The organism is Escherichia sp. Marseille-Q3837 (genome assembly GCF_916618735.1).
Lineage (GTDB): Bacteria > Pseudomonadota > Gammaproteobacteria > Enterobacterales > Enterobacteriaceae > Escherichia > Escherichia ruysiae.
Window position 1 is genome coordinate 2,329,692 of the sequence record NZ_CAKAKC010000001.1, and the last position, 25,269, is coordinate 2,354,960.

The 25,269-nt window shown below is 45.5% G+C and carries 20 protein-coding genes and 2 pseudogenes; 10 read left to right on the plus strand and 12 right to left on the minus strand.

The annotated features are described in order from the left end of the window. Positions 1-8 precede the first annotated feature (8 nt). A complete protein-coding gene (ptsP, locus tag LG381_RS10905; protein WP_225762401.1) occupies positions 9-2,504 on the plus strand; it encodes a phosphoenolpyruvate--protein phosphotransferase in 2,496 nt (831 codons plus the stop codon). A gap of 2 nt (positions 2,505-2,506) precedes the next feature. Here the strand turns inward: ptsP and LG381_RS10910 are convergent, their stop codons facing one another. From LG381_RS10910 to ypdA, 3 genes are read right to left on the minus strand one after another with little or no spacing between them, the layout of a single operon-like run. Continuing rightward, on the minus strand, positions 2,507-3,364 hold the full coding sequence (locus LG381_RS10910; protein ID WP_225762402.1) for an AraC family transcriptional regulator: 858 nt from the start codon (positions 3,362-3,364) through the stop codon (positions 2,507-2,509). A 12-nt stretch (positions 3,365-3,376) separates the two neighbouring features. After that, positions 3,377-4,111, minus strand: a complete 735-nt coding sequence (ypdB, locus tag LG381_RS10915; protein WP_001298580.1) for a two-component system response regulator YpdB — start codon at positions 4,109-4,111, stop codon at positions 3,377-3,379. 14 nt (positions 4,112-4,125) lie between these two features. Further along, positions 4,126-5,823: a two-component system sensor histidine kinase YpdA gene (ypdA, locus tag LG381_RS10920; protein WP_000544384.1), complete on the minus strand. Its 1,698-nt coding sequence runs from the start codon at positions 5,821-5,823 to the stop codon at positions 4,126-4,128. A gap of 377 nt (positions 5,824-6,200) precedes the next feature. Between ypdA and alaC the strand changes: the two genes are divergently transcribed. Then, positions 6,201-7,439: an alanine transaminase gene (alaC, locus tag LG381_RS10925; RefSeq protein ID WP_225762403.1), complete on the plus strand. Its 1,239-nt coding sequence runs from the start codon at positions 6,201-6,203 to the stop codon at positions 7,437-7,439. Positions 7,440-7,502: 63 nt separating this feature from the next. On the opposite strand, the gene ypdK is transcribed toward alaC, so the two are convergent. Together ypdK and lpxP are read right to left on the minus strand one after the other, a co-directional pair. Continuing rightward, positions 7,503-7,574, minus strand: coding sequence for a membrane protein YpdK (gene ypdK / locus LG381_RS10930; RefSeq protein WP_010723117.1), 72 nt, complete (start codon positions 7,572-7,574; stop codon positions 7,503-7,505). 354 nt (positions 7,575-7,928) lie between these two features. Further along, a complete protein-coding gene (lpxP, locus tag LG381_RS10935; protein ID WP_000484421.1) occupies positions 7,929-8,849 on the minus strand; it encodes a kdo(2)-lipid IV(A) palmitoleoyltransferase in 921 nt (306 codons plus the stop codon). A 353-nt stretch (positions 8,850-9,202) separates the two neighbouring features. Here lpxP and LG381_RS10940 point away from each other — a divergent pair, with 353 nt between their 5' ends. Further along, positions 9,203-9,445, plus strand: coding sequence for a YfdY family protein (locus tag LG381_RS10940; protein WP_000639879.1), 243 nt, complete (start codon positions 9,203-9,205; stop codon positions 9,443-9,445). Between the two features lie 92 nt (positions 9,446-9,537). On the opposite strand, the gene torI is transcribed toward LG381_RS10940, so the two are convergent. Further along, on the minus strand, positions 9,538-9,738 hold the full coding sequence (gene torI / locus LG381_RS10945) for a response regulator inhibitor TorI (RefSeq protein ID WP_105290830.1): 201 nt from the start codon (positions 9,736-9,738) through the stop codon (positions 9,538-9,540). 345 nt (positions 9,739-10,083) lie between these two features. On the opposite strand from torI, the gene LG381_RS22350 reads away from it, so the two are divergent. The 3 genes from LG381_RS22350 (at position 10,084) to LG381_RS10955 (ending at position 11,125) form a co-directional block, all read left to right on the plus strand. Beyond that, the gene (locus LG381_RS22350) at positions 10,084-10,218 is read left to right on the plus strand and encodes a hypothetical protein (RefSeq protein ID WP_300979951.1); all 135 of its coding nucleotides are present in this window, start codon (positions 10,084-10,086) and stop codon (positions 10,216-10,218) included. Between the two features lie 19 nt (positions 10,219-10,237). Then, the gene (locus LG381_RS10950) at positions 10,238-10,771 is read left to right on the plus strand and encodes a transposase (RefSeq protein WP_225762404.1); all 534 of its coding nucleotides are present in this window, start codon (positions 10,238-10,240) and stop codon (positions 10,769-10,771) included. A gap of 180 nt (positions 10,772-10,951) precedes the next feature. Then, a complete protein-coding gene (locus LG381_RS10955; protein ID WP_225762405.1) occupies positions 10,952-11,125 on the plus strand; it encodes a hypothetical protein in 174 nt (57 codons plus the stop codon). Between the two features lie 73 nt (positions 11,126-11,198). On the opposite strand, the gene istB is transcribed toward LG381_RS10955, so the two are convergent. From istB to LG381_RS10970, 3 genes and pseudogenes are all read right to left on the minus strand, one after another. After that, a complete protein-coding gene (gene istB, locus LG381_RS10960; RefSeq protein WP_225762406.1) occupies positions 11,199-11,981 on the minus strand; it encodes an IS21-like element IS100kyp family helper ATPase IstB in 783 nt (260 codons plus the stop codon). After that, positions 11,978-12,999: pseudogene (gene istA / locus LG381_RS10965) on the minus strand (IS21-like element IS100 family transposase). Before istA ends, istB begins: the two are co-directional and overlap by 4 nt. 80 nt (positions 13,000-13,079) lie before the next feature. Then, positions 13,080-14,171: pseudogene (locus LG381_RS10970) on the minus strand (IS3 family transposase); the annotation flags it as partial. Positions 14,172-14,510: 339 nt separating this feature from the next. Here LG381_RS10970 and LG381_RS10975 point away from each other — a divergent pair. Continuing rightward, positions 14,511-15,698: an IS4 family transposase gene (locus LG381_RS10975; RefSeq protein ID WP_225762407.1), complete on the plus strand. Its 1,188-nt coding sequence runs from the start codon at positions 14,511-14,513 to the stop codon at positions 15,696-15,698. Between the two features lie 70 nt (positions 15,699-15,768). Here the strand turns inward: LG381_RS10975 and LG381_RS10980 are convergent, their stop codons facing one another. From LG381_RS10980 to LG381_RS10990, 3 genes are all read right to left on the minus strand, one after another. Then, positions 15,769-17,607: an acyltransferase gene (locus LG381_RS10980; protein WP_225762408.1), complete on the minus strand. Its 1,839-nt coding sequence runs from the start codon at positions 17,605-17,607 to the stop codon at positions 15,769-15,771. Positions 17,608-17,814: 207 nt separating this feature from the next. Then, on the minus strand, positions 17,815-18,972 hold the full coding sequence (intS, locus tag LG381_RS10985) for a prophage integrase IntS (protein ID WP_225762979.1): 1,158 nt from the start codon (positions 18,970-18,972) through the stop codon (positions 17,815-17,817). A gap of 320 nt (positions 18,973-19,292) precedes the next feature. Further along, on the minus strand, positions 19,293-19,919 hold the full coding sequence (locus LG381_RS10990; protein WP_021554498.1) for a recombinase family protein: 627 nt from the start codon (positions 19,917-19,919) through the stop codon (positions 19,293-19,295). A gap of 363 nt (positions 19,920-20,282) precedes the next feature. On the opposite strand from LG381_RS10990, the gene LG381_RS10995 reads away from it, so the two are divergent. From LG381_RS10995 to LG381_RS11005, 3 genes are all read left to right on the plus strand, one after another. Further along, positions 20,283-20,489, plus strand: coding sequence for a hypothetical protein (locus LG381_RS10995; RefSeq protein WP_000416087.1), 207 nt, complete (start codon positions 20,283-20,285; stop codon positions 20,487-20,489). Between the two features lie 409 nt (positions 20,490-20,898). After that, complete coding sequence (locus LG381_RS11000; protein WP_000346990.1) at positions 20,899-21,228, plus strand: hypothetical protein; 330 nt, start codon at positions 20,899-20,901, stop codon at positions 21,226-21,228. Between the two features lie 12 nt (positions 21,229-21,240). Further along, positions 21,241-24,525: a hypothetical protein gene (locus LG381_RS11005; protein WP_000989353.1), complete on the plus strand. Its 3,285-nt coding sequence runs from the start codon at positions 21,241-21,243 to the stop codon at positions 24,523-24,525. The last annotated feature ends 744 nt before the right edge of the window (positions 24,526-25,269 follow it).

Sequence of the window (25,269 nt, forward strand, 5' to 3'; positions counted from 1 at the left end):
GAGCGGTTATGTTATCGATTCAATTTCTCTGTCCTTTGCCTAACGGACTTCATGCCCGTCCGGCGTGGGAACTTAAAGAACAGTGTAGTCAGTGGCAAAGCGAAATCGCTTTTATCAACCATCGCCAGAACGCCAAGGCCGATGCCAAAAGTTCACTGGCGCTGATTGGCACCGGCACTTTATTTAATGACAGTTGCAGCCTGAACATTAGCGGTAGCGATGAAGAACAGGCACGGCGCGTACTGGAAGAGTACATCCAGGTGCGCTTTATCGACAGCGACAGCATCCAACCGACACAAGCAGAACTGACGGCGCATCCGCTGCCACGTTCATTAAGTCGCCTTAACCCTGATTTGCTGTACGGTAACGTGCTGGCGAGCGGCGTCGGTGTTGGTACGTTAACGTTGTTGCAGAGCGACAGCCTCGACAGTTATCGGGCGATCCCTGCCAGTGTGCAAGACACCACCCGGCTGGAACACAGCCTGGCAACGCTTGCCGAACAACTGAACCAGCAGCTGCGCGAGCGTGACGGCGAAAGTAAAACCATTCTTAGCGCCCATTTGTCGCTGATTCAGGATGAAGAGTTTGCGGGGAATATCCGTCGTCTGATGGCAGAACAACATCAGGGACTGGGGGCGGCAATCATCAGCAATATGGAGCAGGTTTGCGACAAACTTTCTGCCTCTGCCAGCGATTATCTGCGCGAACGAGTTAGTGATATTCGTGATATCAGCGAACAGTTGCTGCATATCACCTGGCCGGAAGTGAAGCCGCGCAATAATCTGCTGCTTGAAAAATCGACCATTCTGGTCGCCGAAGATTTAACTCCAAGCCAGTTTTTGAGTCTCGATTTAAAAAATCTCGCAGGCATGATTCTGGAGAAAACCGGGCGCACATCGCATACCCTGATTCTGGCGCGAGCTTCGGCGATCCCGGTACTGAGCGGCTTGCCGCTGGATGCGATAGCCCGTTATGCCGGGCAACCGGCGGTGCTTGACGCCCAGTGTGGCGTGCTGGCGATTAATCCTGATGACGCGGTGAGCGGTTATTACCAGGTTGCGCAGACGCTGGCGGACAAACGCCAAAAACAACAGGCGCAGGCCGCCGCGCAACTGGCCTATTCCCGTGATAACAAGCGAATTGATATCGCCGCGAATATTGGCACCGCTCTGGAAGCTCCTGGTGCGTTTGCCAATGGCGCGGAAGGCGTCGGGCTGTTCCGCACCGAAATGCTGTATATGGATCGCGATAGCGCGCCGGACGAGCAGGAACAGTTTGAAGCCTACCAGCAGGTGTTACTGGCGGCGGGCGACAAGCCAATTATTTTCCGCACGATGGACATCGGCGGCGATAAAAGCATTCCATATCTCAACATTCCCCAGGAAGAGAACCCGTTCCTCGGCTATCGTGCTGTGCGTATTTACCCGGAATTTGCTGGCCTGTTCCGTACCCAGCTACGGGCCATTTTGCGTGCTGCCAGTTACGGTAACGCTCAGTTGATGATCCCGATGGTTCACAGCCTCGATCAGATCTTATGGGTGAAGAGTGAGATCCAGAAAGCAATCGTTGAGCTTAAGCGCGATGGCCTGCGTCATGCAGAGACGATTACGCTGGGTATCATGGTGGAAGTGCCGTCGGTGTGCTACATCATCGATCACTTCTGCGATGAGGTCGATTTCTTTAGTATCGGCTCCAACGATATGACCCAGTATCTGTATGCGGTCGATCGTAATAACCCGCGCGTATCGCCGCTGTATAACCCGATTACGCCATCTTTCCTGCGCATGTTGCAGCAGATAGTGACCACTGCGCATCAGCGGGGAAAATGGGTCGGCATTTGCGGTGAGCTGGGTGGTGAAAGCCGTTATCTGCCGCTACTGCTTGGGCTGGGCCTGGATGAGCTAAGTATGAGTAGCCCACGCATTCCGGCGGTGAAAAGCCAGTTGCGTCAACTGGATAGCGAGGCGTGTCGGGAACTTGCGCGTCAGGCTTGCGAGTGCCGCAGTGCGCAGGAAATTGAAGCGTTACTCACCGCCTTTACGCCGGAAGAAGACGTTCGCCCATTGCTGGCGCTGGAGAATATCTTTGTTGATCAGGCCTTTAGTAATAAAGAGCAGGCGATTCAGTTTCTGTGCGGCAACCTTGGCGTCAACGGGCGCACTGAGCATCCGTTCGAGCTGGAAGAAGATGTCTGGCAACGGGAAGAGATTGTTACTACTGGCGTTGGTTTTGGCGTGGCGATCCCGCACACTAAATCTCAGTGGATCCGTCATTCCAGTATCAGCATTGCCCGGCTGGCGAAACCGGTTGACTGGCAGTCAGAAATGGGCGAAGTCGAGCTGGTGATCATGCTGACGCTGGGCGCTAGCGAAGGGATGAACCATGTGAAGGTCTTCTCGCAGCTGGCGCGCAAACTGGTGAATAAAAACTTCCGCCAGTCGCTGTTCGCCGCGCAAGACGCACAAAGCATCCTGACGCTGCTGGAAACGGAATTAACCTTCTAATGTTAGCCCTGAAAACGGGCGCTGTACTCTCCCGGCGTCAGGCCAAACTGACGCCGGAAGACGCGACAAAAATAGTCGCTATCCGGAAAGCCGCAACGCTGCGCCACTTCATGAATCGACAGATGATATTTCTGCAAAATCATCCTCGCCTTCGCCATTCGCACCCAACGCACATATTCGATAAAACGTATCGTCCCATGCTGCGCAAACAGTTTTGACAAATGATTGGGCGTGATATTAAAAAACAGCGCCACGCTCTCGCGGGTGAGCGGCTGGGCGTAGTTATCCTGAACCCAGTTACAAATGCTGTGATAGAGAAAATCGCCGCGAGGTTGCGAATTGCCCGGCGGCATATTCACCACGTTGCGGCAAAGATGCAGCAAACTTAACACCAGTGGCTGAATGATATTCTGCTCCAGAGGCGAACGGCTGAGATGGGTGAGGGCGGTGAGCATTGCTTCACCTTCACCGCGTTGCAGACTGGGAAGCTGGATCCGGCGAACCGGATGCAACAATGACGTGCTGCGGCTATCGTAATACGATAACCCAAGCCAGGTCGGTGCGAACACCAGGCTTAACAGCATTACCGGTTTGTTGTTGACCGGTAAATTAGCCGCGCGCGCCGGAATAAACAGCATTTCCCCTTCCACCATACGCTGCTGCTTTGCTTCCAGCAGATTGCCGTATTCGCCGCGCAGCACGATATCCAGACGGGGAAAGTCAATACATAAACTACCCACCGGCAACGAGGCAGGCTGGCTGGCAAACCAGACGCGCCCAAGTAGTTGCGGGTTAAGCACCAGGCCGCTGAACAGATCGGCGAAAAATTGTTGATCGGCGGGCAAGCCTGTTGCTTTCATGAGTATTCCTGATTACAGATGCATTAACTGCCTGAATTCTTTTACTTTGCTGCGACTGACCGGCACTTCAAAATCCAGATCTTTTAGCCGCAGAATATAAGTGTTATTAAACCACGGTTCGATTTCGCGGATTTTGTTCAGATTGACACAAAACGAGCGATGGCAGCGGAAAAAATGCGATGGAGGCAGCTTGCTGCAAAACTCGGTAATGTTCATCGGCATTACGTAGGATTCACGCCGCGTATAGACAAAGGTCATTTTTTCGTGCGCTTCGGCGTAATAGATATCATTAATTGGCGTAACGATAATTCGCTCATCTTTCACCAGATTAATGGTGTCATTCTCACGCGTTACCGTTGTGGCAGGCGTACTGCTGGTTTGCTGTTGCTGCCAGGCCGCTTCCAGTTTTTGCAGCATCCCGGTGATGCGTGATTCCTGATACGGTTTGAGAATGTAGTCAAACGCCTCCAGTTCAAACGCTTCTACCGCATGTTCTTTCCACGCGGTGATAAACACAATAAACGGTTTATGGGCGAACTGGCTGATGTTTTGCGCCAGCAACACGCCATCCAGCGACGGAATATTGATATCCAGAAAAATGGCGTCGACGCGGTTATGCTGCAAAAACTTCAACACGTCCAGACCGTCGTCAAAGGTGCCGACAATCTCCATCTGGCTGTGCTCTTTAATTAGCCAGCTCAGTTCCTGTTGTGCCAGGAATTCGTCTTCAACAATGATGACTTTCACAATATCACTCCGGCTCAAAGCAATAACGTAGCCTGTGAGGCGACAGGGGTGCGTTGGTTAGGAATGTAAAACGCGATTTCCGTCCCAGGCTCCAGACGACGAATATGCAGCCCCTCACCATATAACAACTTCACGCGATGATGCACATTCAGCAGGCCAATTTTATTGCCCGGCATTTCATTCGCTTCGACCCGCTCAATCACCTTTGGATCGATGCCGTGCCCGGTATCTCGCACCGCAATGCGTACCCGATTACCGCACTCTGCAACGCTGATGGTGACAACGCCTTTACCTTTGCAAGGCTGAATACCGTGGACAATGGCGTTCTCCACCAACGGCTGGATCAGCAGGCTGGGAATGCAGCAATTCACCTCTTCATCAATATCATAGATAACCGTCAGCTTGTCGCCAAAGCGGGCCTGCTCAATGGCAATATAGTCTTTAATTTGATACAGCTCTTTTTTGATATCGATTTGCTCATCGTCTTTTAATTCAATGTTATAGCGCAGATAACGCGACAGATTAAAGATCAGCTGGCGAGCGGTATCCGGATTCAGGCGAATTGATGAGGAGATTGCGTTCAGAGCGTTAAACAGGAAATGGGGATTAATTTTGCTTTGCAGGGCGCGAAGCTCTGCCTTATTTGCCATTTCACGTAGCTGCTCGGCACGCGAAACCTCCAGTTGCGTGGAGATGATTTGCGACAGACCGACCGCCATTTCCTGCAATGACGAGGTGATCTGATGCGCGTGGCAGTAGTAGATTTTCAGCGTCCCGGTCACGACACCTTTCTCCCAAAGCGGGATCACCAGCATCGAGTGGATTTCCGGCGTGCGATGGGCTTCATCATTGTTTTTAATGATGATTTTACCGTAATTCATCGCCTGCCGTGTGGTTGGGCTAATAAAGTCATCACCATTCTGATAGTTATGTTCACCCACGCCAACGTAGGCCAGCACATGATCGGTATTGGTGATTGCTACCGCATCGGCGTGAATGTCATCGCGGATAATTTCGCAGACTTTACGTAACGATTCGCTATTGACATGGCGAAACAGCGGCAGTGTTTTGTTGGCGATATCCAGCGCCAGCTTGGCCTGCCGCGCGGCGCTGGCCTCCTTTTCGCCCTCAACGCTTTGCACCAGCAGCACAATAAAGCCGATACAGACGCTGCCAAGGATCATCGGGATACCGATTTTAGAGACGATATCGATCCCCAGTTCGGTGGTCGGCGCCCAGACAATCACCAGAATCATGGTCAACGTTTCACACAACATACCGCCGAGAATACCGACACGCCAACGCTGCGCTTTGGGGATTTTTAGGTTGATCCAGCCCGATATACATCCCGCCAGAATACTGGTGATAAAGCAGGGAATCGCCGTCACGCCACCAATATCAATAAGATAGCGGTGAATCCCGGCTATCACGCCGGTAATGATCCCCACCCACGGACCAAATAAAATCCCGCCTGACATCACCGCAATAATACGCACGTTAACCAGTGAGCCTTCCACCGGCACGCCGGACCAGGTGCTGAACAGGGCGAACAGCGAGAAAATGGCGGTAACTGCGAGCAGCTCTTTCGGTGAGTGCGCCGACTTGTGCAACAACTCGCGAAACAGGCGGATACGAATAAGGAAGAACAGGCAGATAAGCATTAACGCTGCCCGATCGAAGACCGCCAGCAGCATGTTGAATATTTCGTGCACGGGTAACTCTGGATAAGGATTAAACCTCTATGATAGGTAACCTGAAGGCTGATGACCAGCAGGCCGTTTTTGAGGAAAAACCACAGTTTTAAAAGGGGATTATCAGGTGAATGGTGTATTGGCAATGCATCTCTTGATAATGCACACTCAATAAGTAAAATTATTGAAATTATAATGTTAATTAATGTGAGTTTGATTTTCTTGAAAGAAAGTAAGGATTTCCCATTTTATTACAAGTGTTCCTCATTTTTTGGTAGAAAAAATTTTTTGCTAAAACGCTCGACAGACAGAAATTAATCAGGCTATTTTCAAAACAGCCACCCATCGTGGCAGCGTCGCTCGGACGGTCCGGGCGCTCACGTTAATCTGAGGAAATTATGGCTGACACTCGCCCTGAACGTCGCTTTACGCGTATTGATCGTCTCCCGCCCTACGTTTTTAACATTACCGCTGAACTGAAAATGGCTGCGCGTCGGCGTGGCGAAGATATTATCGATTTCAGTATGGGCAATCCGGACGGCGCGACCCCGCCGCATATCGTCGAAAAACTCTGTACCGTGGCGCAGCGCCCGGACACACACGGCTATTCCACTTCACGCGGCATTCCGCGCTTACGTCGCGCCATTTCCCGCTGGTATCAGGATCGCTACGATGTCGAGATTGATCCGGAATCAGAAGCCATCGTCACCATTGGCTCGAAAGAGGGGCTGGCGCATCTGATGCTGGCGACGCTGGATCACGGCGACACGGTGCTGGTGCCGAATCCAAGTTATCCGATTCATATCTACGGCGCTGTGATTGCCGGTGCGCAGGTACGTTCAGTGCCGCTGGTGGAGGGTGTCGATTTCTTCAATGAACTGGAACGCGCTATTCGCGAAAGTTATCCGAAACCGAAGATGATGATCCTCGGCTTCCCGTCGAACCCAACAGCGCAATGTGTGGAACTGGAGTTCTTCGAAAAAGTGGTGGCGCTGGCGAAACGCTACGATGTGCTGGTGGTCCACGACCTGGCCTATGCTGATATTGTCTACGATGGCTGGAAAGCGCCGTCAATTATGCAGGTGCCGGGCGCACGTGACGTGGCGGTTGAGTTCTTTACCTTGTCGAAAAGTTACAACATGGCAGGCTGGCGTATCGGCTTTATGGTTGGTAACAAAACGCTGGTCAGTGCGCTGGCGCGTATCAAAAGTTATCACGATTACGGCACCTTTACACCGTTACAGGTGGCTGCAATTGCCGCGCTGGAAGGCGATCAACAGTGCGTGCGCGATATTGCCGAACAGTATAAGCGCCGCCGCGATGTGCTGGTAAAAGGGCTGCATGAAGCGGGCTGGATGGTCGAAATGCCGAAAGCTTCGATGTATGTCTGGGCGAAAATCCCTGAACCGTATGCGGCAATGGGCTCGCTGGAGTTTGCCAAAAAGCTGCTTAACGAAGCGAAGGTCTGTGTCTCGCCGGGGATTGGCTTTGGTGACTACGGCGACACGCATGTACGCTTTGCGTTGATTGAAAACCGTGACCGTATTCGTCAGGCAGTCAGAGGCATCAAAGCGATGTTCCGCGCCGATGGTTTACTTCCAGCCAGCAGTAAACATATTCACGAAAACGCCGAATAAATGCATTCTCAGGAACGAAAACAGGAGCCAGATGGCTCCTGTTTTTCATTGCACAGTTTGCTTTTAGATCATCAGGGCAAAAGTACCGGCCCAAACGATGACCATAAAAGAAATGCCCATAAAGAAATATTTCACTTTACATCTCTCCGCGTAATTACTGTTACGCCTGAATGACTTCATTACATCTGATACAGTGAGTTGACACCGGGAAAACGACCTTAACAGGGCTCTGTTTTGCCGTGGGCATCACCCCAGAATTCTGAGCTGATTTGCTCGAGACGGCGCTAATGTACGCCTAAAACTAAATTGAAACAAGTGGCATTTTCTTATTTACTTTTAGTAACTTACAAGTGTCTCATATCGGCGACAGTTTAATTTCTGTCAGTAATAATTCATAATTCAGCGAAGGGAAAAGCCTTAAGAAAAAAGCCATAAAAACCATTGGGTTATTATGGCTAATTTGAGGAGGGAAGAAGTGTTGGTCGTTTGTTAAACGTATAACGATGCTTCACCCACCGGACGCGTTTTGAAGCGGCGGTGGATCCAGAGATACTGCTCCGGTGCGCGCATAATCTCTTTCTCAATAATCTTGTTCATATAAGCCGCAGCCTGACCTTCATCAGTCGGGTAGCCTTCCATTTCTGGGGTGATATACAAACGGTATCCGCTGTAATCGGCTTTTCGTACCATCGTCACAGTTAACATGGCGGAACCTGAGAGGCGTGACAACACGTAAGTGCCATTGGTCGTCGCAACATTTTCTACCGCAAAGAACGGAGCGAAGGAGCTTCCTTTACGACCATAATCCTGGTCGGGAGCGAACCATACGGCTTCACCTTTTTTCAAAGCACCAACAATACCGCGCAGATTATTCCTGCCGATCATCGCTTTATTTGAGCGCATCCGACCACGGGTCTGCACCCATTCCATCAATTGATTATTATGCGGACGATAAGTTGCCATCATTGGCTGGCAAAGCCCCATTACGCGGCCACCCAGTTCCAGAGACATAAAATGTACGCCGACGACCATTACGCCGCGATTTTGCATTTGTGCGCGTTGCAGGTTATCCAGACCTTCAACATCAAACCATTTACGCACGCGACGATCGGGCCAGAACCACGCCATGCCGGTTTCTACCAGCGCCATGCCGAGTGAACGAAAGTTTTCGGCAATCATCTTCTCGCGTTCTTCAGATGAATGCTGCGGGAAGCAAAGTTCAAGGTTTTTACGGGCGATGGATTCGCGACGTTTCAGAAATGGTCTGGCCATCGTGCCGATACGTGTGCCAAGAAAGCACAAGACAGGATAAGGAAGTTGTACCCAAAGCCAGAGTACGCCCAGACCAAACCACGTGAGCCAGTAGCGAGGATGGAGAAACTCGCGGGAAAATTTGCGCTGTGGAAACATAGTTACCTTCTGTAGATACGAATTGTTGTATCGCAGAAGATTCCATGTCGACAGCGGTACACTCAATAATATTAGGCCATCATGTACGACAATGGTTCCTGTAAAGAGTGTAAAGACTAGTCAGGACAAAACCACGAGGAGCATGAATGCGGTACTTCCATTTTATCATCAGCCGATTGTTTTCAGCTACTGATTATTAATCACTCAAGTAAATATTTTTCAGGAGCGAATAACCCTATTTTTTAACATCTTGTTTTTATTAGAACCTGGCAAAAATTGCCAGTGATTAAGAATTGTCTTACTATTAAATCACCTGAAGTAACAGGTTTTTTAGCGCGGCAGGAGGTTGAGCTATGATTTATTTATGGATGTTTCTCGCCCTGTGTATTGTTTGTGTCAGCGGATATATTGGCCAGGTACTAAATGTAGTATCTGCCGTCTCTTCATTTTTCGGCATGGTGATCCTCGCCGCCCTCATTTATTACTTCACTATGTGTTTAACTGGCGGTAATGAGCTGGTAACGGGGATATTTATGTTTATTGCCCCAGCTTGTGGCTTGATGATCCGCTTTATGGTGGGGTATGGAAGGCGGTAGTGAATGGTGTCCCCTGCAGACATCTACTTGAAGCGGCAGGGGATTGATCGGACTGGTGTTTTTTAGATGTGAGAAATCTTTTACCCGCTATTTTACCCATTGGCGCGGCTTAAGAGCTTATTTTTGAATTCACAATGGTCACGATATAACCATCTTGCGCGCCCGTGGATAACTTTGGCTTTTGGCAGGGTGCCGGACTTAATCCGGTCGTAGATGAAGGTTTTACCGAAACCAGTATCAGCCATGATGAATTTCAAATCAACCAATGAATCAGGCTGTAGTTCGTGTTGCATGAGTGCTATCTCCGAATAGGGAATCGAACCTGCAAATAAGGCAATAAAAAAACGCATTGATGCGGCGATGGTTGGTCTGGATATCTTGAGCAACTGACAGGCCTAATCGAGTGTGAGGCTGTGTGATTCCATAGTTAGTTCTTGCGTAGCTCACTAATTCTTCTGTAAGTCTCTGGTGCTTTGTTTCCGTGTATCTTCATTTCAGACTTCAACAGAGCAACGAGTGAATCCCATTCGTTGAGGATGCCTTTGAATGCCGGAACTGTAGTGATGTGATGGACGCCCTTTCCTGAAGCAGCCAGTGCCATACTTTTACTGTCTGCGTTTGCTACGGGAGTAAATCACATGAACACAATCAGGGTTGTTGGTATTGATATCGCCAAATCAGTATTTCAGGTCTGCGTCTGGATGGTCGATAGCCCCGTCACATGGAACAAAAAAATCTCTCGTTCTAAATTGCTGGAGACTATCCGACATTGAACCTGGAACTCTTGTTGCTATGGAGGCTTGCGCCACTCCGCATGTCTGGGGGCGAACCCTCACATCTATGAGCTATTGTGTCAGGCGCATCCCTGCACAACACATAAAGGCTTTTGTCCGTAGCCAGAAAAATGATGCTAATGATGCACTGGCAATTTGCGAGACAGCATTTCGCCCGGGTATTCACTTTGTTTCTGTAAAAACCACAGAACAGCAGGATATCAAGGCGCTCCGGAACACACGTCAACTGATGGTTAAGCAGAGAACGGCGCTGGCCAACCAGCTTCGTTCTCTGCTCGCTGAATATGGCTTCACTATTCCTGTCGGGCTCCTGCGTCTCCAGCAAAAGCTACCGGAACTGATTGAAGATGCCTCAAACAGCCTGACATTCACTCTTCGTCGACTGCTGTCATCACAACAAATTGAGTACCGGCATTTATTAACAATCCCGGACGTCGGTCCCCTGATTGCAGTAGCATTTCTCAGCGAAGTTGATGCTACACAGTTCTCGAGTGGGAGAGAATTATCGGCGTGTTTTGACCGATGGTGTTGATTTTAATATGCAGAAGGCCGTTGCGATGAATTAAATAAAAACAGCAAATTACAGAAAACATTTTTAAATGAGTTTGCAGGCACTGATGAGATAACGGCTACCGTCCCTGTAACAGTCTGAAGTTGACCTGGGTAATTAAATACCGGTGTAGTGATTAGGAAACAGGACTCGGATAACATCATGGCGCAGGTCATTGAACCTACTAACGATGCCGGACATATGGTCGCAAACCGCATAGAACCAGTACTTGCATCACCTGGGGCGTCCATATATGGTCAACAAAAACTGACCACGGTTTTAGATTTTTTCCAGTATCGGTTTTCCGATTCGTTTGGTGATAATCCACCATTATAATCATGTGTGTCAACGACGGATGAAAAGTGATCCACTTATATCTCCACCAACGGCCCAATATTGATCCACCGTTTTACTCAGGATTAGCTTCTGCTATAACCCCGGCCTTTCGTTTCTGTCTGAGTCGATAGCTTTCTCCTTTGATTTGAACGACATGTGAGTGGTGTAAGATACGGTCCAGCATCGCTGAGGTCAGGGCTGCATCACCGGCGAACGTTTGATCCCACTGCCCGAACGGCAAATTGGATGTCAGGATCATTGCGCTCTTTTCGTAACGTTTAGCGATGACCTGGAAGAACAGCTTTGCTTCTTCCTGACTGAACGGCAGATAGCCTATTTCATCAATGATGAGCAGGCGGGGGGCCATTACTCCACGCTGAAGCGTCGTTTTATAACGGCCCTGACGTTGTGCCGTAGATAACTGAAGTAACAGATCTGCTGCTGTTGTGAAGCGAACCTTGATACCTGCACGGACTGCTTCATAGCCCATCGCTATTGCCAGATGGGTTTTCCCCACACCTGATGGCCCCAGTAATACGATATTTTCATTACGTTCTATGAAGCTGAGTGAGCGTAACGACTGGAGTTGCTTCTGCGGTGCTCCGGTGGCGAACGTGAAGTCATACTCTTCGAACGTTTTCACCGCCGGGAAGGCTGCCATTCGGGTATACATCGCCTGTTTACGTTGATGACGTGCCAGTTTTTCTTCATGAAGCAGATGCTCCAGGAAGTCCATATAACTCCATTCCTGGTCTACTGCCTGTTGTGACAGCGCAGGCGCTGCGCTTATAAGGCTTTCCAGTTGCAACTGTCCGGCGAGCGACATCAGTCGTTGATGTTGCAGTTCCATCATCACGCCACTCCTCTGCAGAATGAGTCGTAGATGGAGAGTGGATGATGCAGGGGGGGTTGTCGAAGTTCACCAGATTTTCACCAAGATGCACGTCATACTCTTTTTTCTCCGGAGGCAGTGCCAGCATGGACTGCTGCTCTTCGAGCCAGCGATCGCAGGGACGGGCCTGGATTGTTTCATGCTTTCGTTGGTTAGCGACATCATGCAGCCAGCGCAGACCGTGGCGGTTGGCTGTTTCAACATCGACAGTGATCCCCATCGGGCGCAGGCGAGTCATTAGTGGGATGTAAAAACTGTTACGGGTGTACTGCACCATCCGTTCCACCTTACCTTTAGTCTGTGCCCTGAAGGGACGACACAGTCGGGGAGAGAAGCCCATCTCCTTGCCGAACTGCCACAGCGAAGGATGGAACCGGTGCTGACCGGTCTGATATGCGTCACGTTGCAGAACCACAGTTTTCATATTGTCATACAACACTTCGCGCGGCACACCACCAAAGAAGCGGAACGCATTACGATGGCAGGTCTCCAGCGTGTCATAACGCATATTGTCAGTGAATTCGATGTACAGCATTCGGCTGTATCCGAGAACAGCAACGAACACGTGAAGCGGTGAGCGACCATTACGCATAGTGCCCCAGTCAACCTGCATCTGTCGTCCGGGTTCAGTTTCGAACCGAACAGCAGCCTCCTGCTCCTGAGGAAGCGAGAGAGAACGAATGAACGCCCTGAGAATGGTCATGCCGCCACGATATCCCTGGTCTCTGATCTCGCGAGCGATTACCGTTGCCGGGATTTTGTAAGGATGAGCATCGGCGATGCGTTGACGAATATAATCCCGGTATTCATCCAGGAGTGAAGCAACAGCAGGTCGCGGCGTATATTTTGGCGGCTCAGATTTTGCCTGCAAATAACGTTTAACCGTATTGCGGGAGATCCCCAGTTCTCTAGCAATCGCCCGGCTACTCATTCCCTGCTTGTGCAGGATTTTAATTTCCATAACTGTCTCAAAAGTGACCATAAGCTCTCCTGAATCAGGAGAGCAGATAACCCCCTGGATCTGATTTCAGGCGTTGGGTGTGGATCACTTTTGCACCGTTCGTAACAATGTGGCCTCAGCGAGCTGTAATACCCGACGATATACCCTGTGATTGCATGAGCTGCTTCGCTAAAGTTTATATAACCTGTCACCGGCACCCACTCGTTCTTCAGACTTCTGAAGAAGTGTTCCATCGGGCTGTTATCCCAACAATTTCCACGTCGGCTCATACTCTGCTTGATCCGGTAATGCCACAGTAACTGCCGGAACGGCCTGCTTGTGTAATACCTCCCCTGGTCGCTATGGAACATCACCCCGGCTGTTTTACTGCAAGTTTCCCACGCCATTTCCAGTGCTTTGATGGTCAGTCTGCTGTCCGGTGAGAACGATATTGCCCATCCCACCGCTTTCCTTGCGAACAGGTCGAGAACAACAGCGAGGTAAGCCCAACTCTTTCCTGCCCAGATATACGTCACGTCGCCGCACCACACCTGATTAGGCTCTGTCACTGCGAACTGTTGCTCAGGGTGATTCGGGATAGCTATGTGTTCATGACCACCACGTTTATACCAGTGAGTGGGCTACTGACGACTCACCAGTCCCAGCTCTTTCATGAGCCTGCCGGCAAGGCAGCGGCCCATTCTGAAGCCTCTCTGGGTTGCCATAGTCGCGATACTTCTTGCGCCGGCAGAGCCATGGCTGATGTTATGCAGCTCCATAACCTGACTGCGTCATACAGCCCGTCTGCCGTCTGGCTTTTCAGGGCGGCTTTTCCAGTATTTGTAACTGCTGTGATGGACCCCGAACACGTGGCAGAGAGTGACCACAGGATAATGCGCTCTGAGTTTCCCGATTAACGAGAACTGTTCAGGGAGTCTGACATCAAGAGCGCGGTAGCCTTTTTTAATATTTCGTTTTCCATTTCAATGTGTTGTGGCTTTTTCCTGAGCTCACGTATTTCGATCTGCTCCGGGGTTATGGGGGAGGCTTTTGGCGTTTTGCCCTGTCGTTCATCACGAAGCTGCTTTCCCCATTGCGTCATTAGAAAGACCCACATTCATAGCACTGGCCGCATCTGCAACGGTGTAGGTCTGATCAAGAACCAGTTGAGCGGATTCACGTTTAAACTCTGCGCTGAAATTTCTTCTTTTCATTGTGACACCTGTGTTGTTCTGAGGTGAGCATATCACCTCTGTTCAGGTGGACAAATTCAGTAAACCACTTCACAGTTAATTTCATCAGCATACGGGAAAACTGATTGAGGCCTTTAGCCAGTTCAGCCGCAAGGGCTTTAAGCTTCTTTTAGTCCATAATTTACCTGTCTCCGTTGTTGGAGTGAACATATCAAAACCAGGCAATTACACTATTTAAATTACAGTCTCAAACGGAATATGACAGTCGCCCCTTATGGCTGAGGAATCCCCAGAAAAGAAGACAGGCATAGAGTTTTGTGATCTACTGATTGCGCTAACAAATTCAATGAGATCACCTCTATGCCTGCCCGTAAAGTATGCCTGACTTTTTTCCGTAATGCTTTAGCTTCCACGCATCAGTATCGACAAAATGCCATTATTGATTCTGCTGCTGCTTTAGTCGGTGGCGCATCTCTTTCTCTTACCAGCATTGGCCGGCATTTACCCGGTCCTGCTCGCGTGAAAGATAAAATAAAACGCGTTGACCGTCTGCTGGGTAATACACGACTTCATAATGATATCCCTCTGATATTCAAAAATATTACTTCCATGATGGCAAAAAAACTGTCGTGGTGTGTTATCGCTGTTGACTGGAGCGGTTACCCTTTTCAGAAATATCATGTCCTTCGTGCCAGCCTCCTCTGCGACGGTCGTTCTATCCCCCTGATGAGTCAGGTCTTCCCGTCAAAAAAAAACGAGGCGGTGGAAATCGCTTTTCTGGATGCGCTTTCCGGGGCCATTTCTCCCCGGACTCGTGTTGTTATTGTTACTGATGCCGGTTTTCAAAGTGCATGGTTTCGTCATATCAAATCACTGGGATGGGATTTTATTGGCCGTATCAGGGGGGTAGTGAAGTTCAGGCTGGATAGTGACAAAGATAAGTGGCTGGACATAAAAATGTGCAGGGGGAGTTCAGAGGCAAAATACCTGGGGACGGGAACCCTGGCCCGGAAAAAACGCTCGCAGTGTGAAGGACATTTTTATCTTTATAAACATTCACCTAAAGGCAGAAAAAGCAGGCGTGCCAGAGGGAGGCCGGGCTTACCAACAACGGAAAAAGAACAAAAAGCCGCAGGCAGAGAACCATGGTTAATATTCAGCAATACAGCTGAGTTTAATGCCAAAAAAATCATGAAACTGTACAGTCGAAGAATGCAGATAGAGCAAAACTTTCGGGATGAAAAAAGTGAACGCTTTGGTTTTGGCCTTCGGGCGAGCAGAAGTCGGAGGGGAGAGCGTTTTCTGGTATTAAGTCTACTGGTTACACTGGCCAGTATCGTACTCTGGCTACTTGGTTATCATTTTGAAAATAAAGGATTTCATTTAAAGTATCAGGCTAATAGTCTCAAAAAACGAAGAGTATTGTCTTTTCTGACGCTGGCTGAAAACGTCCTGAGATTTAACCCTGAACTTCTACGACGAGCACAACCTGAAAAGATATTGTGCCGGTTGGCCAGCACTTACCGAAGTATGGTGCTGGCTTACTGATGAAAATTTTCTGGGGATCCCTCAGCTTATGGGGGCATTCTGAAAAGCCACCTCCTCAGGAGGTGGTCTTTTACAACTTTACTTTTCCTTGCAGTGCTTTGGAGTAATATACTGCGCCATTCTTTGTTGTATGCATAGCATCATAAAGGATAGGCTCACCCTTATAACTAGTTACACATTCATTTATTTTTGAGTTACATGAGTAGCCCTTAAGGTTTATATATGTAGCCATATCACTAGATGTGACCATTTCTTTCATTTTATGATTAATCTGAATCTCTTTTTCAGACGCAATATAAGCACTTTTACCAATATCGGTTTTATTCACAAAAGCATTGTAGATGATTGAAGGCAAGGCTTTGCTATAATTCTTATTCCCTATAATGTATATTGGTTTTTTTGTTTTCTCTCTAAGGTTAATTAGAGATTCTTTATTGTAGGGTATGGCGTAGTCTTTCCAATTCATTGCAATGAATATAACGTCAGCATCATATACAATTTTATCATCAAACACCCTTCCGATTTCTTTGTCACAATCAGTTTTTGTAATAAGCCCTTTTTGGATTTCAGGCATTATCGTATAAAGTTTATTCCTTTGCTCTTGGTTTAAATAGAAAGATGAGCATCTTGTAGATATCATCCTGCTCCTTATCTCGTAACCATTGGCCAAACCTGACTCATCAAGTATATTTATGAAATCCCCTGCTTGTGAATCACCAATGACCAGTATTTTATTGTTTTTGTTAGAAGTGAATCCAGTGTTTAATTCTTTGATTCTTTTCCAGGTGTATCCGCCATAATCATCTGATTTTGGATCAAGCATTGATGATGAATAAACATCTTTAGGCATTTGATATGCATATCCAGAGTTGAAAAATAAAAAGCAAGCTGCGGCTGCAGTAAATGGTGTACCTGCAAGTAGTTTTACGCTTCTTCTTTTTTCAATAATTGAAAAACTTATAAAACCAAGTATTATAGAAATGAAAATACCCAGTAAAATATTAATGTTTATATTATTAATATGACAGTATACTACAATTGGCCAGTGCCATAAATAAATTGAATAAGACCATCTGCCAATTAATTTAAAAGGAGCTGAGTTCAAAATTTTATCTTGATGATTGGCTGCAAGATACATGCATGAACCGATGACTGGTAATGCTGCAAAATATCCTGGCCATATGTCACTAGAGGATATGTAGAAGCAAGAAAATAAAATAACACCTACTCCAGCGTAATGAAGTTTAACTGATTTATTTGCATATTTGCTAGTGACATAGAAATATGCTAGTCCACCTGCAATCATTTCCCATGCACGGCTTGGAAGTAAATAGTATGACGATACTGGATATGATGAGGAATATATTGCACTATAACAAAAGCTTACTAATAATAAAACCACGAGAGATGGCAATATCAATCTATTTCCAAGTAATCTTTGTATTAGTAAGATAAATATTGGGAATAAAAGATAAAATTGCCATTCCGTTGATAACGACCATGTATGTAACAGCCATTTTTCATGAGATTCTGCATCAAAATATCCAGACTCCTGCCAGTAGACAAAGTTTGAAACAAAAAGAACGCTTGATAAAACGTGTTTTCCTAATGCCGTATATTGAAGCGGTGGCAATAAGAACCACCCGGCAACCATCAATGTCGCACATAATAAACTCAGTGCTGGTAATATCCTTTTTGCACGAGATAAATAAAATTTGTATATTGAAAAACTATTATCTTGAATAGAAGATAATATTATCCCGGTCATTAAATAACCTGATATTGTGAAGAACACATCCACCCCCACAAACCCACCAGGAAGTATTGTATTCTGAAAGTGAAAGATAACAACCGACAGGACTGCTATAGCCCTCAATCCGTCAATATCTGGTCTGTATTTTATAGTCATATTCGTAAATTTTATGATTTTGAGTTGGGGAATTGTACATGCATGAACAAGCAAGATCAGCAAGATCAACCAGAAAAGTGAAAGCCACACCACAAGGGAGAAGCCAGTCTTGCAGTATGACTTGTTGATAGCATTATGACCTATATTCTGAGTGATAACGTACATCATCAAGTTGAGCTTGATGATTGTCCGGCGATGTAGGTAGGGCTATGCAACCTTCCCATCAATCCAGTCCGCCCACCACTGCATCATTTCTCTGCGCTTATCGAGATACTGAGCATGGTTGTAAATACCACGCACAGATCCGCCGTTGGCATGTGCCAGTTGCACTTCAATAGCATCAGCAGGCCATTCGTGCTCGTTCATAATCGTGCTGAATTCATGCCTGAATCCGTGACCGCTTTCCAGACCTTCATAGCCGATTTGTTTGATCACAAGCAGTACCGCGTTCTCGCAGATTGGCTTCTTCTTATCGTTACGCCCGGCACAAACAAACTCTGATACTGGTTTAGTGATGGAGCTTAGTGTAATGAGAAGTTCAACCACCTGGTCTGACATCGGAACCACATGAATTTTGCGTCCCTTCATCACACTGGCGTCGATGGTGATAATCCTGTTTTCAAAATCGACGTTCTTCCATAGCATAGAACGAAGCTCTTTCGTCCTTAGGGCTGTGTAGCGTAAAACTTTGGTCGCAATGAGCGATACGATACTTCCTGAAAATGTTGCCAGTGCTTTGTTGAATTCCGGTATCTGGTCTGCAGGCAGAAACGGGAAGTTTTTCTTACGGTATCCCTTCATGGCGTCAGCAAGGTCAGGTGCCGGGTTATATTTAGCCCTATCGGTGACAATAGCGTAACGGAAAACCTCGCCGCATCTTCTGCGTGCTTTGTCGGCTCGCTCCATTGCACCGCGATTTTCAAATCTGCGGATCACTTCCAGCAATTGCATCGGCTCAATATCCTGAATCTCAAGACCGCCGATGATGGGTAAAATGTCGTCATCAAACATTTTGTCAAGTTCAGTCGCATAGCCTACTGACCAGACTTGCTTCTTGTGCTCGTACCATTCCTTGTAAATTGCGCTAAAGGAATTGTTGCTAGACGAAGCCTTTTTCGCTTTTACCGGATCGATGCCAACCGAGATGTCTTTCCTCGCAGCCCATGCCTTATCCCTTGCTTCCTGCAAAGTCATAAGCGGATATTTTCCGACAGTCAGGATTTTCTCCTTGCCGTCAATCTTGTAGCGAATCTGCCATACCTTTTTCCCGGATACAGGGACATAAATGTACAGACCATTACCATCGAGAAGGCGGTATGGTTTTTCTTTCGGCTTTGCTGCTTCAATCTGCTTAACGGTGAGCATGGGTAAAAATCCGGTGGGTAAAATTATTTTATCCACTTTTACCCGTCATGGAGTGCGGCTGTTAACAATCTTACGCGAATCATGACGAACTGTGGATGCGCGGGCATCTTGATATTCAAAGGGATTTTGCGGACTGGTACAGATGATGGGAGCGAACTGATAAATGGTGTCCCCTGCAGGAATCGAAAAATCAATTAAAAATTTGAATTCTAATTAATTTTGTTTTCGATTTTGGTGGGTGCCCCAATGGGTGCCCCCAGATGTTGTGGTCAGAAAAGCTGGTTTTAGCTGATGAAACAAGCCTGACTACCTTTCAAATGTTATTCTGATTTTACGACTGACAGCTCACTTTTTATACGGTAGTAAGTCGCTCGGCTGATTCCTGCTGCCTTCATGATGAGTTCAGGTTTTACTCCTTGCTCCAACATCTCTTGAACGATCTCACGGGCTTCCTGATTTTTCTCCCTGCCAATGTATATGCCTTCGCTTTTAGCCCGCTCTATGCCTTGCTGTTGGCGTTTACGGCGTGTTTCGTAATCCTGTCGCGCCATTGTGGCAAGGATATCTATCAACATGGCATTTACAGCTCTCAGGATGCCGCTGGTTAGGTCATTGCCTGCCATCTCGACCATCTGCCAGCTCGTTGGCAAATCCATTGATACGATGATTAACCCTTTTCGGTTGAGCGTATCTTTCAGTTCAACCCATGCGCTATGTTCTAGGCGACTCAGACGATCTATAGCTTCCACTAGCAACAGATCGCCGGGCTGGGCTTCAGACAATAGCCGCATAAGCTCTACGCGCTCCAGCTTCGCCCCGCTAGCATTTTCTATGTACTCTCCAGCAATCTGCCAGCCTTTTAATTTTGAAAATTCACGTAGGCTGGTAAGTGCTCGATCAGCGTGTTGCCCCTCAGTTGATGCTCGGCAGTAAATTCTAACGTTCATTGCATTGTCTCAATAGGGTTATAAATACAAGTGCAAATGATACATAAGGTATTTTGTGTAGTCAAAATGTTCCTAGGAAACCCTATTGAGACTTTGTATCAGCTTGTCATTACGGTATACCCTATTGAGAGGGGGATGATAGCTGGTAGTTCCGGTTTACCGTTAATCAGGCATAACGCAAATTTGCGTTATGCCTCAAACATCAATGTTTACTCTTCCAACTGCCGCTATCTTGCTGGTTCTTGATAACCCTACTCATTGGGGGATAGTTGGAAGAAATAGCCCGACACCGCTTTACCCGTATGGGATAATCATTGACTGTAGCTGGTGGTCAGCCAATCTTAAACATGGAACTTATTGATTATGGAAAAGACACTGAAAGAGTTGCGTGAATGGTTGTTACTATCCCCTGGTTATCCCGAAAGCAATCTCGATCTGGAAAGATGGGGATATGATGACTACGCCATTATCGGTAATGTAGGTGATGCTGAGGCTATGCTGGGTTTGCCTCCAGATTGCCTGGAGATGGATAAGTCGCAGATTGTTTTCGACACTAGCGATCTTGAATAGCCTAAATCATCAATATACACCCCTCTGGGATGTGTTTACATGGTCGGATAAGACAAAATATGAGTATTCGCATCCAGTTGACTACCCATTTGCATGTTGCTTGACCATCTTCAGTAACATATGCAGAAGGGAGCGGGCAACCTTAAGCGAGCAGCGGATCTATCAGTCCTAAAGTGCAAAAGGGCGATCTAGTCACATTGAGACATTAATTACATTAGGGTATGTTAAGCCCATTGGCGGGCACTATGATGGGTTCAAGTAGGTAATCATCATTTAATGGACTAGTCCTATATAGCCAGAACACAGATAGCAAGTTCAGACACCATCTTTTGTACCTCGAAAACTCAAAAAGGATGGGTCAGTTTTAGTCGGCGACAACAGGTTTAAATAAGCAATTTAAGGGGGGGATATGGATTTTTTAACAAGTACTCTGCTATCAGGAATACTCTATGATGGGTTTAAGAACGGCGTTGCAATAACTACAGGTTTCTTGAAAGAAAAGCTACATGGATGGATTGTTGACGATACTTTATTGGAGACTTTAGCTTATAAAGTAAATACTCTTGAGCTTAAGGATTATGGAGAGCATGTTATCGAGCGAAAATTGAACGAATCATCAGAAATACAGCAAATTTTAAAACTGATTCAGCCTGAGCAAAACACGAATATTGGGTCAGTGACTCAGAATCACAGTGGTTCTGGTGATAACATTATTGGAAACAAAAATATATACAAATAGAAGAAATGGACGATGATGGTAGATCAAATACACAGTGGCGTAGGTGACAATATCATAGGTGACAAATACGAATATATAATTCGTAGTATTAAATCTAGGGATCTGCGGACTGTTATAGACAGTATAATGAGAGATATTTGCTATAGAGAATTAGGCAGAGTTCGTGAAAAGCTAGACGTTCTTAATAATATTCATTCATTAGAAAATGATGTATATCTACTATTGAATGCTTTGAATGTAAAGCTTGAGTTGGTAAAAGGCTCGATATCATCATCAAAAAATGATCTTCTAAAATTGCTACAGAACAATGACCTCCCTGGTGATGTTCGTGAGGTCATTACATCTATATTGATCGATTTGGAATCGAGAACCTCTGAAGAGTTAGCTAAAAAAAGATATTCAGATTTAAAAATAGATGGGTTCTATCTCAAAGAGGTGTTCTTTGAGCGATTAGCCTCAATGGAAGAGCTATCTAAAAGCTATCATAACACAGAGGTTTATGATTTATCCGAGCAAGAGTTAACTGGATTAGTTCGCGGTGCTTTAAGAGTCCAAGATTTTGTTTTTGCGTTTGAACTGGCTCAGAATCTGGATAAGTATTATTCATCCAATAATTCAAGGATTCTTCGGCTATACACTGAAACCTGTTTACTCATAACTCGAAACCAACGTAATCATTATGTTTCACTTAGTAAACAGGAAAAAGATAATGTTGACCGGTTAATAATCCAATTACTAGCTGATATTGATGATGGAAAAGATGATAGATATATCGCTGTTTTAACCAATTTGCTTAAACTTACCTATTTTTCAGATAGTCGACTTTATAATTTAGGAAAGTTGCATATTGATAAAGTTAGGGAGATAGACTCCTTTTCTGCGGAGTATCTAGAGCAGTCCTCAATAGGAATGAGCACTCCCGATATTAAATTTGAATTAGTATCTGATGTTTTGGATTTGGAAAAGTTTTCATTTCTTATTTTTGCTATTGAGAATAATCAGATGAAAGCTAAAGACGTAAATAACTGGATAGACAATGGAGGGATAATTGAAACAGGAGATGATTATATTAATTCCTTCTTGAACTTGTACCTTAGGGCGCTAGTATGTTCGGTTGACGATAAGAATGAAATCCAACTGCTGGATAAAAAAGCGCAAGATTTTTTAGAATTAGATTCTAAAAAGTTTATGCTAATAAACCCTGCGAACATATTAAACTTATGCGATAAATTTATTTTATGTAATTTACCATTGAACGCGGTTAATTATCTCACCCCATTGTTATCTGATGAAGCTTGGGTATCTCCGATTTTCGAATGTTATCTTAACGCTCTATTTCTCAGTGATAAGATTGATTTATTTTTAAATAAAATAAAGCACTTAGAACCATGCGATAAAACAGAGCTAATTTATTTAAGAGAAGCCCAAGTGTACGACCGATTAGATGAATATGAGCTATCAATAAAATCGATCAGATTTGCAATTGAAATTTCACCAAACAACCCTTATTCCTGGTACTTATTGCTGCACACATCAAGAAAAAATGGGGGGGATGCGCAGTTTCTTAAAGAAATTGTTTTTGAGATCCCAGAAGTTATTTTTTCTACCTACGATGAGTCAAAGATCACATTAGTTAATGAAATAGCGACTTATATTGATATACACATTGCGGAGAGAGTGCTTGTTGATTGGTTTGTCCAAAACCCAGTAAAAGTGGCAAAGCCTTTGACCCAGATTCACGCAAACTCATTGATAAATAGCCAAAAAGTTAATAGTAATCCACTTGTCCCTAATAAGTGTGGGGATGGTATTACATATTCTGATGGGTTTGAAACATTTACCCGAATTCTTGTACGTGACGTTGAGGCTAGTCATCCGTGCTTGTTAGAAATAGAGTCACCACTTGGACAGATTCTCGAGAATATGCAGGAAGGAGATTGTTCTGGTGACTTTACAATGATTAAGCGTGTGCCTCCTTACGTCGCAGTATTTAGGCAGGCTGTGGAGCTTCGCAGTAAAGGTAACGATGGTACTGATGTTTTCAGACAATTTTCTCTACCTCCTCATGAAGAGGAATTCATTCCTTATTTTGAGAATATTCTAAAACGATATTCTACGAAAGATAAAGAAAGGGATGCAGTATTGCATACCCCCAATATACCTTTAACGATGAAAGGCAATTTTACGGATCCTACAGACCCTGTAAGAGGGGCTATAACACATTTAACGTCAATTACATCAACCAAATATTTGAAGTTATTCAATAGTGGAGAAGAAACACCAAATAAGGTAATTATTGATGTGTATACGGCTGTTTATTTCTCATTAATGGGTTTTTCTTCAGCTGTAGTAGATTCGAATATAGAAATAATTGTATGTAAATATACAAAGCAAGTATTGGAAGGGTGGATTGAAAATATTCTAAGAGAAGACTACATGTCTATAGGTGTATCTGATAAAGGACTTTATAGAGTCACATCTGAAGATATTCGAAGGGATTCATGTGATTTTATTCATAATCTCCAGATATTACTTGAATTTGTAACAGTAGAACCGCTGAAACCAGCAGATACACCAGAGTTATTAGTTAAAGTAAGAGATTTGGTTGATTGGGCTGTTTACTCTACCTTCCAGCTTTCTATAGCAAATAGTATCCCATTGCTTAGCATTGACCATTTGATGTGTGAATTAGCGTATAGTTCAGAGTATCCAACGGCAAATATGAATTCCTTTGTCATGAGGATTTTAAACTCTTTATCTTTGCCGGAAAGAAAAAAAAGCATTCAAACTAACTTATCTTCGGGTACACCTGTTCCAATTTTGTATGATGATATATTATATCTCAGCCGCTCAGCAGAAATTTCTGATACATACTTAGTATTCAAGTTTATGGAAAAATATGGAGAAACCATTTCTGCAACAGGATCTTCTCTAAACTACCTAACTGCAATTGTGAGAAACGTAACAGTGATGGCTTGCATAGATGGAGCTATTTTAGCTGGTGGTAGAGCACACAATCCACGGTATGATGGATATGTTGAGCATGTTTTTAATTATTGCTGTCGCTCTGCAATAGTTAATCTGGATGGTGAAACTGCTGAACAAAGATTAGCATTACTAATCTATAATGTAATAGATATGCCTCGAAGAGTTCGTAAATACTTGGAATTGATATCATTGCTGACTACTGAGTTCACAATAGGACATTTTCTGGATATTAAAGCATGTAATGAGAGCCTGGTTGCTTGTCAGAATGGTAAAAAAATAGATGAGCAAGGGAGTATTGAAGCAAGTTAATCATTGTCAGATGAACTATTATAGTGATTGGATTTAGAACAATCAAAAATATAAATTGGTACAAGCTGTGTCCCTTAACCAATGATGTGACCTGCTCGTCATTGGTTTATTCCTAACGTCCGCTTTAGGCACAGCCGACTGCCAGGTACTGCCAGGTAAGGTATCAATATCGCCCGTCTGACCTGAGGATCATCATTGGATTTATTTTTGGGATGGTTAAGTAACATGTTAAAGGAAACTAACTCAGGTACAATTATGCAAAAAATTGCTTCTATGTGGTTTAAATTCACGACTGAGATTTCTACGTGAATTCAACCTAAGAAATACCGGTAAAATCGCTTATAAAGTTGATGTTATGTTGATGGTTTTTTTCTGGGGTTTTGATTGCCAGATATCTCTATTGGATTGTTTTTTATGTAATTAATGATGAGCTTAAGCGATGCCTGCTAACGTCAACACATTCTTATAAAGTGATTAATTTCTATAAGTACTTTTTCTAAAAAATTGATTTTTACGGATGGATGCCCATCAATGGAAAATCATTTTTTTCTAAGACTTTGATCTTTTATTGATGGTGTTAGTTGGGACTCCGGTCATCGAGCGCGATGCGCTCTTCTGACCGTTTCAATGGATAGGTTCGCCTTCTTGCGCCTCTCGCTGCGTTTGCCGCGCTCCGCGCTTTTGGCTGTTTGGCAGGCATATTTCTCTTATTATTGGTCGTTTTTTGCTCTGCCTTGTCACGAT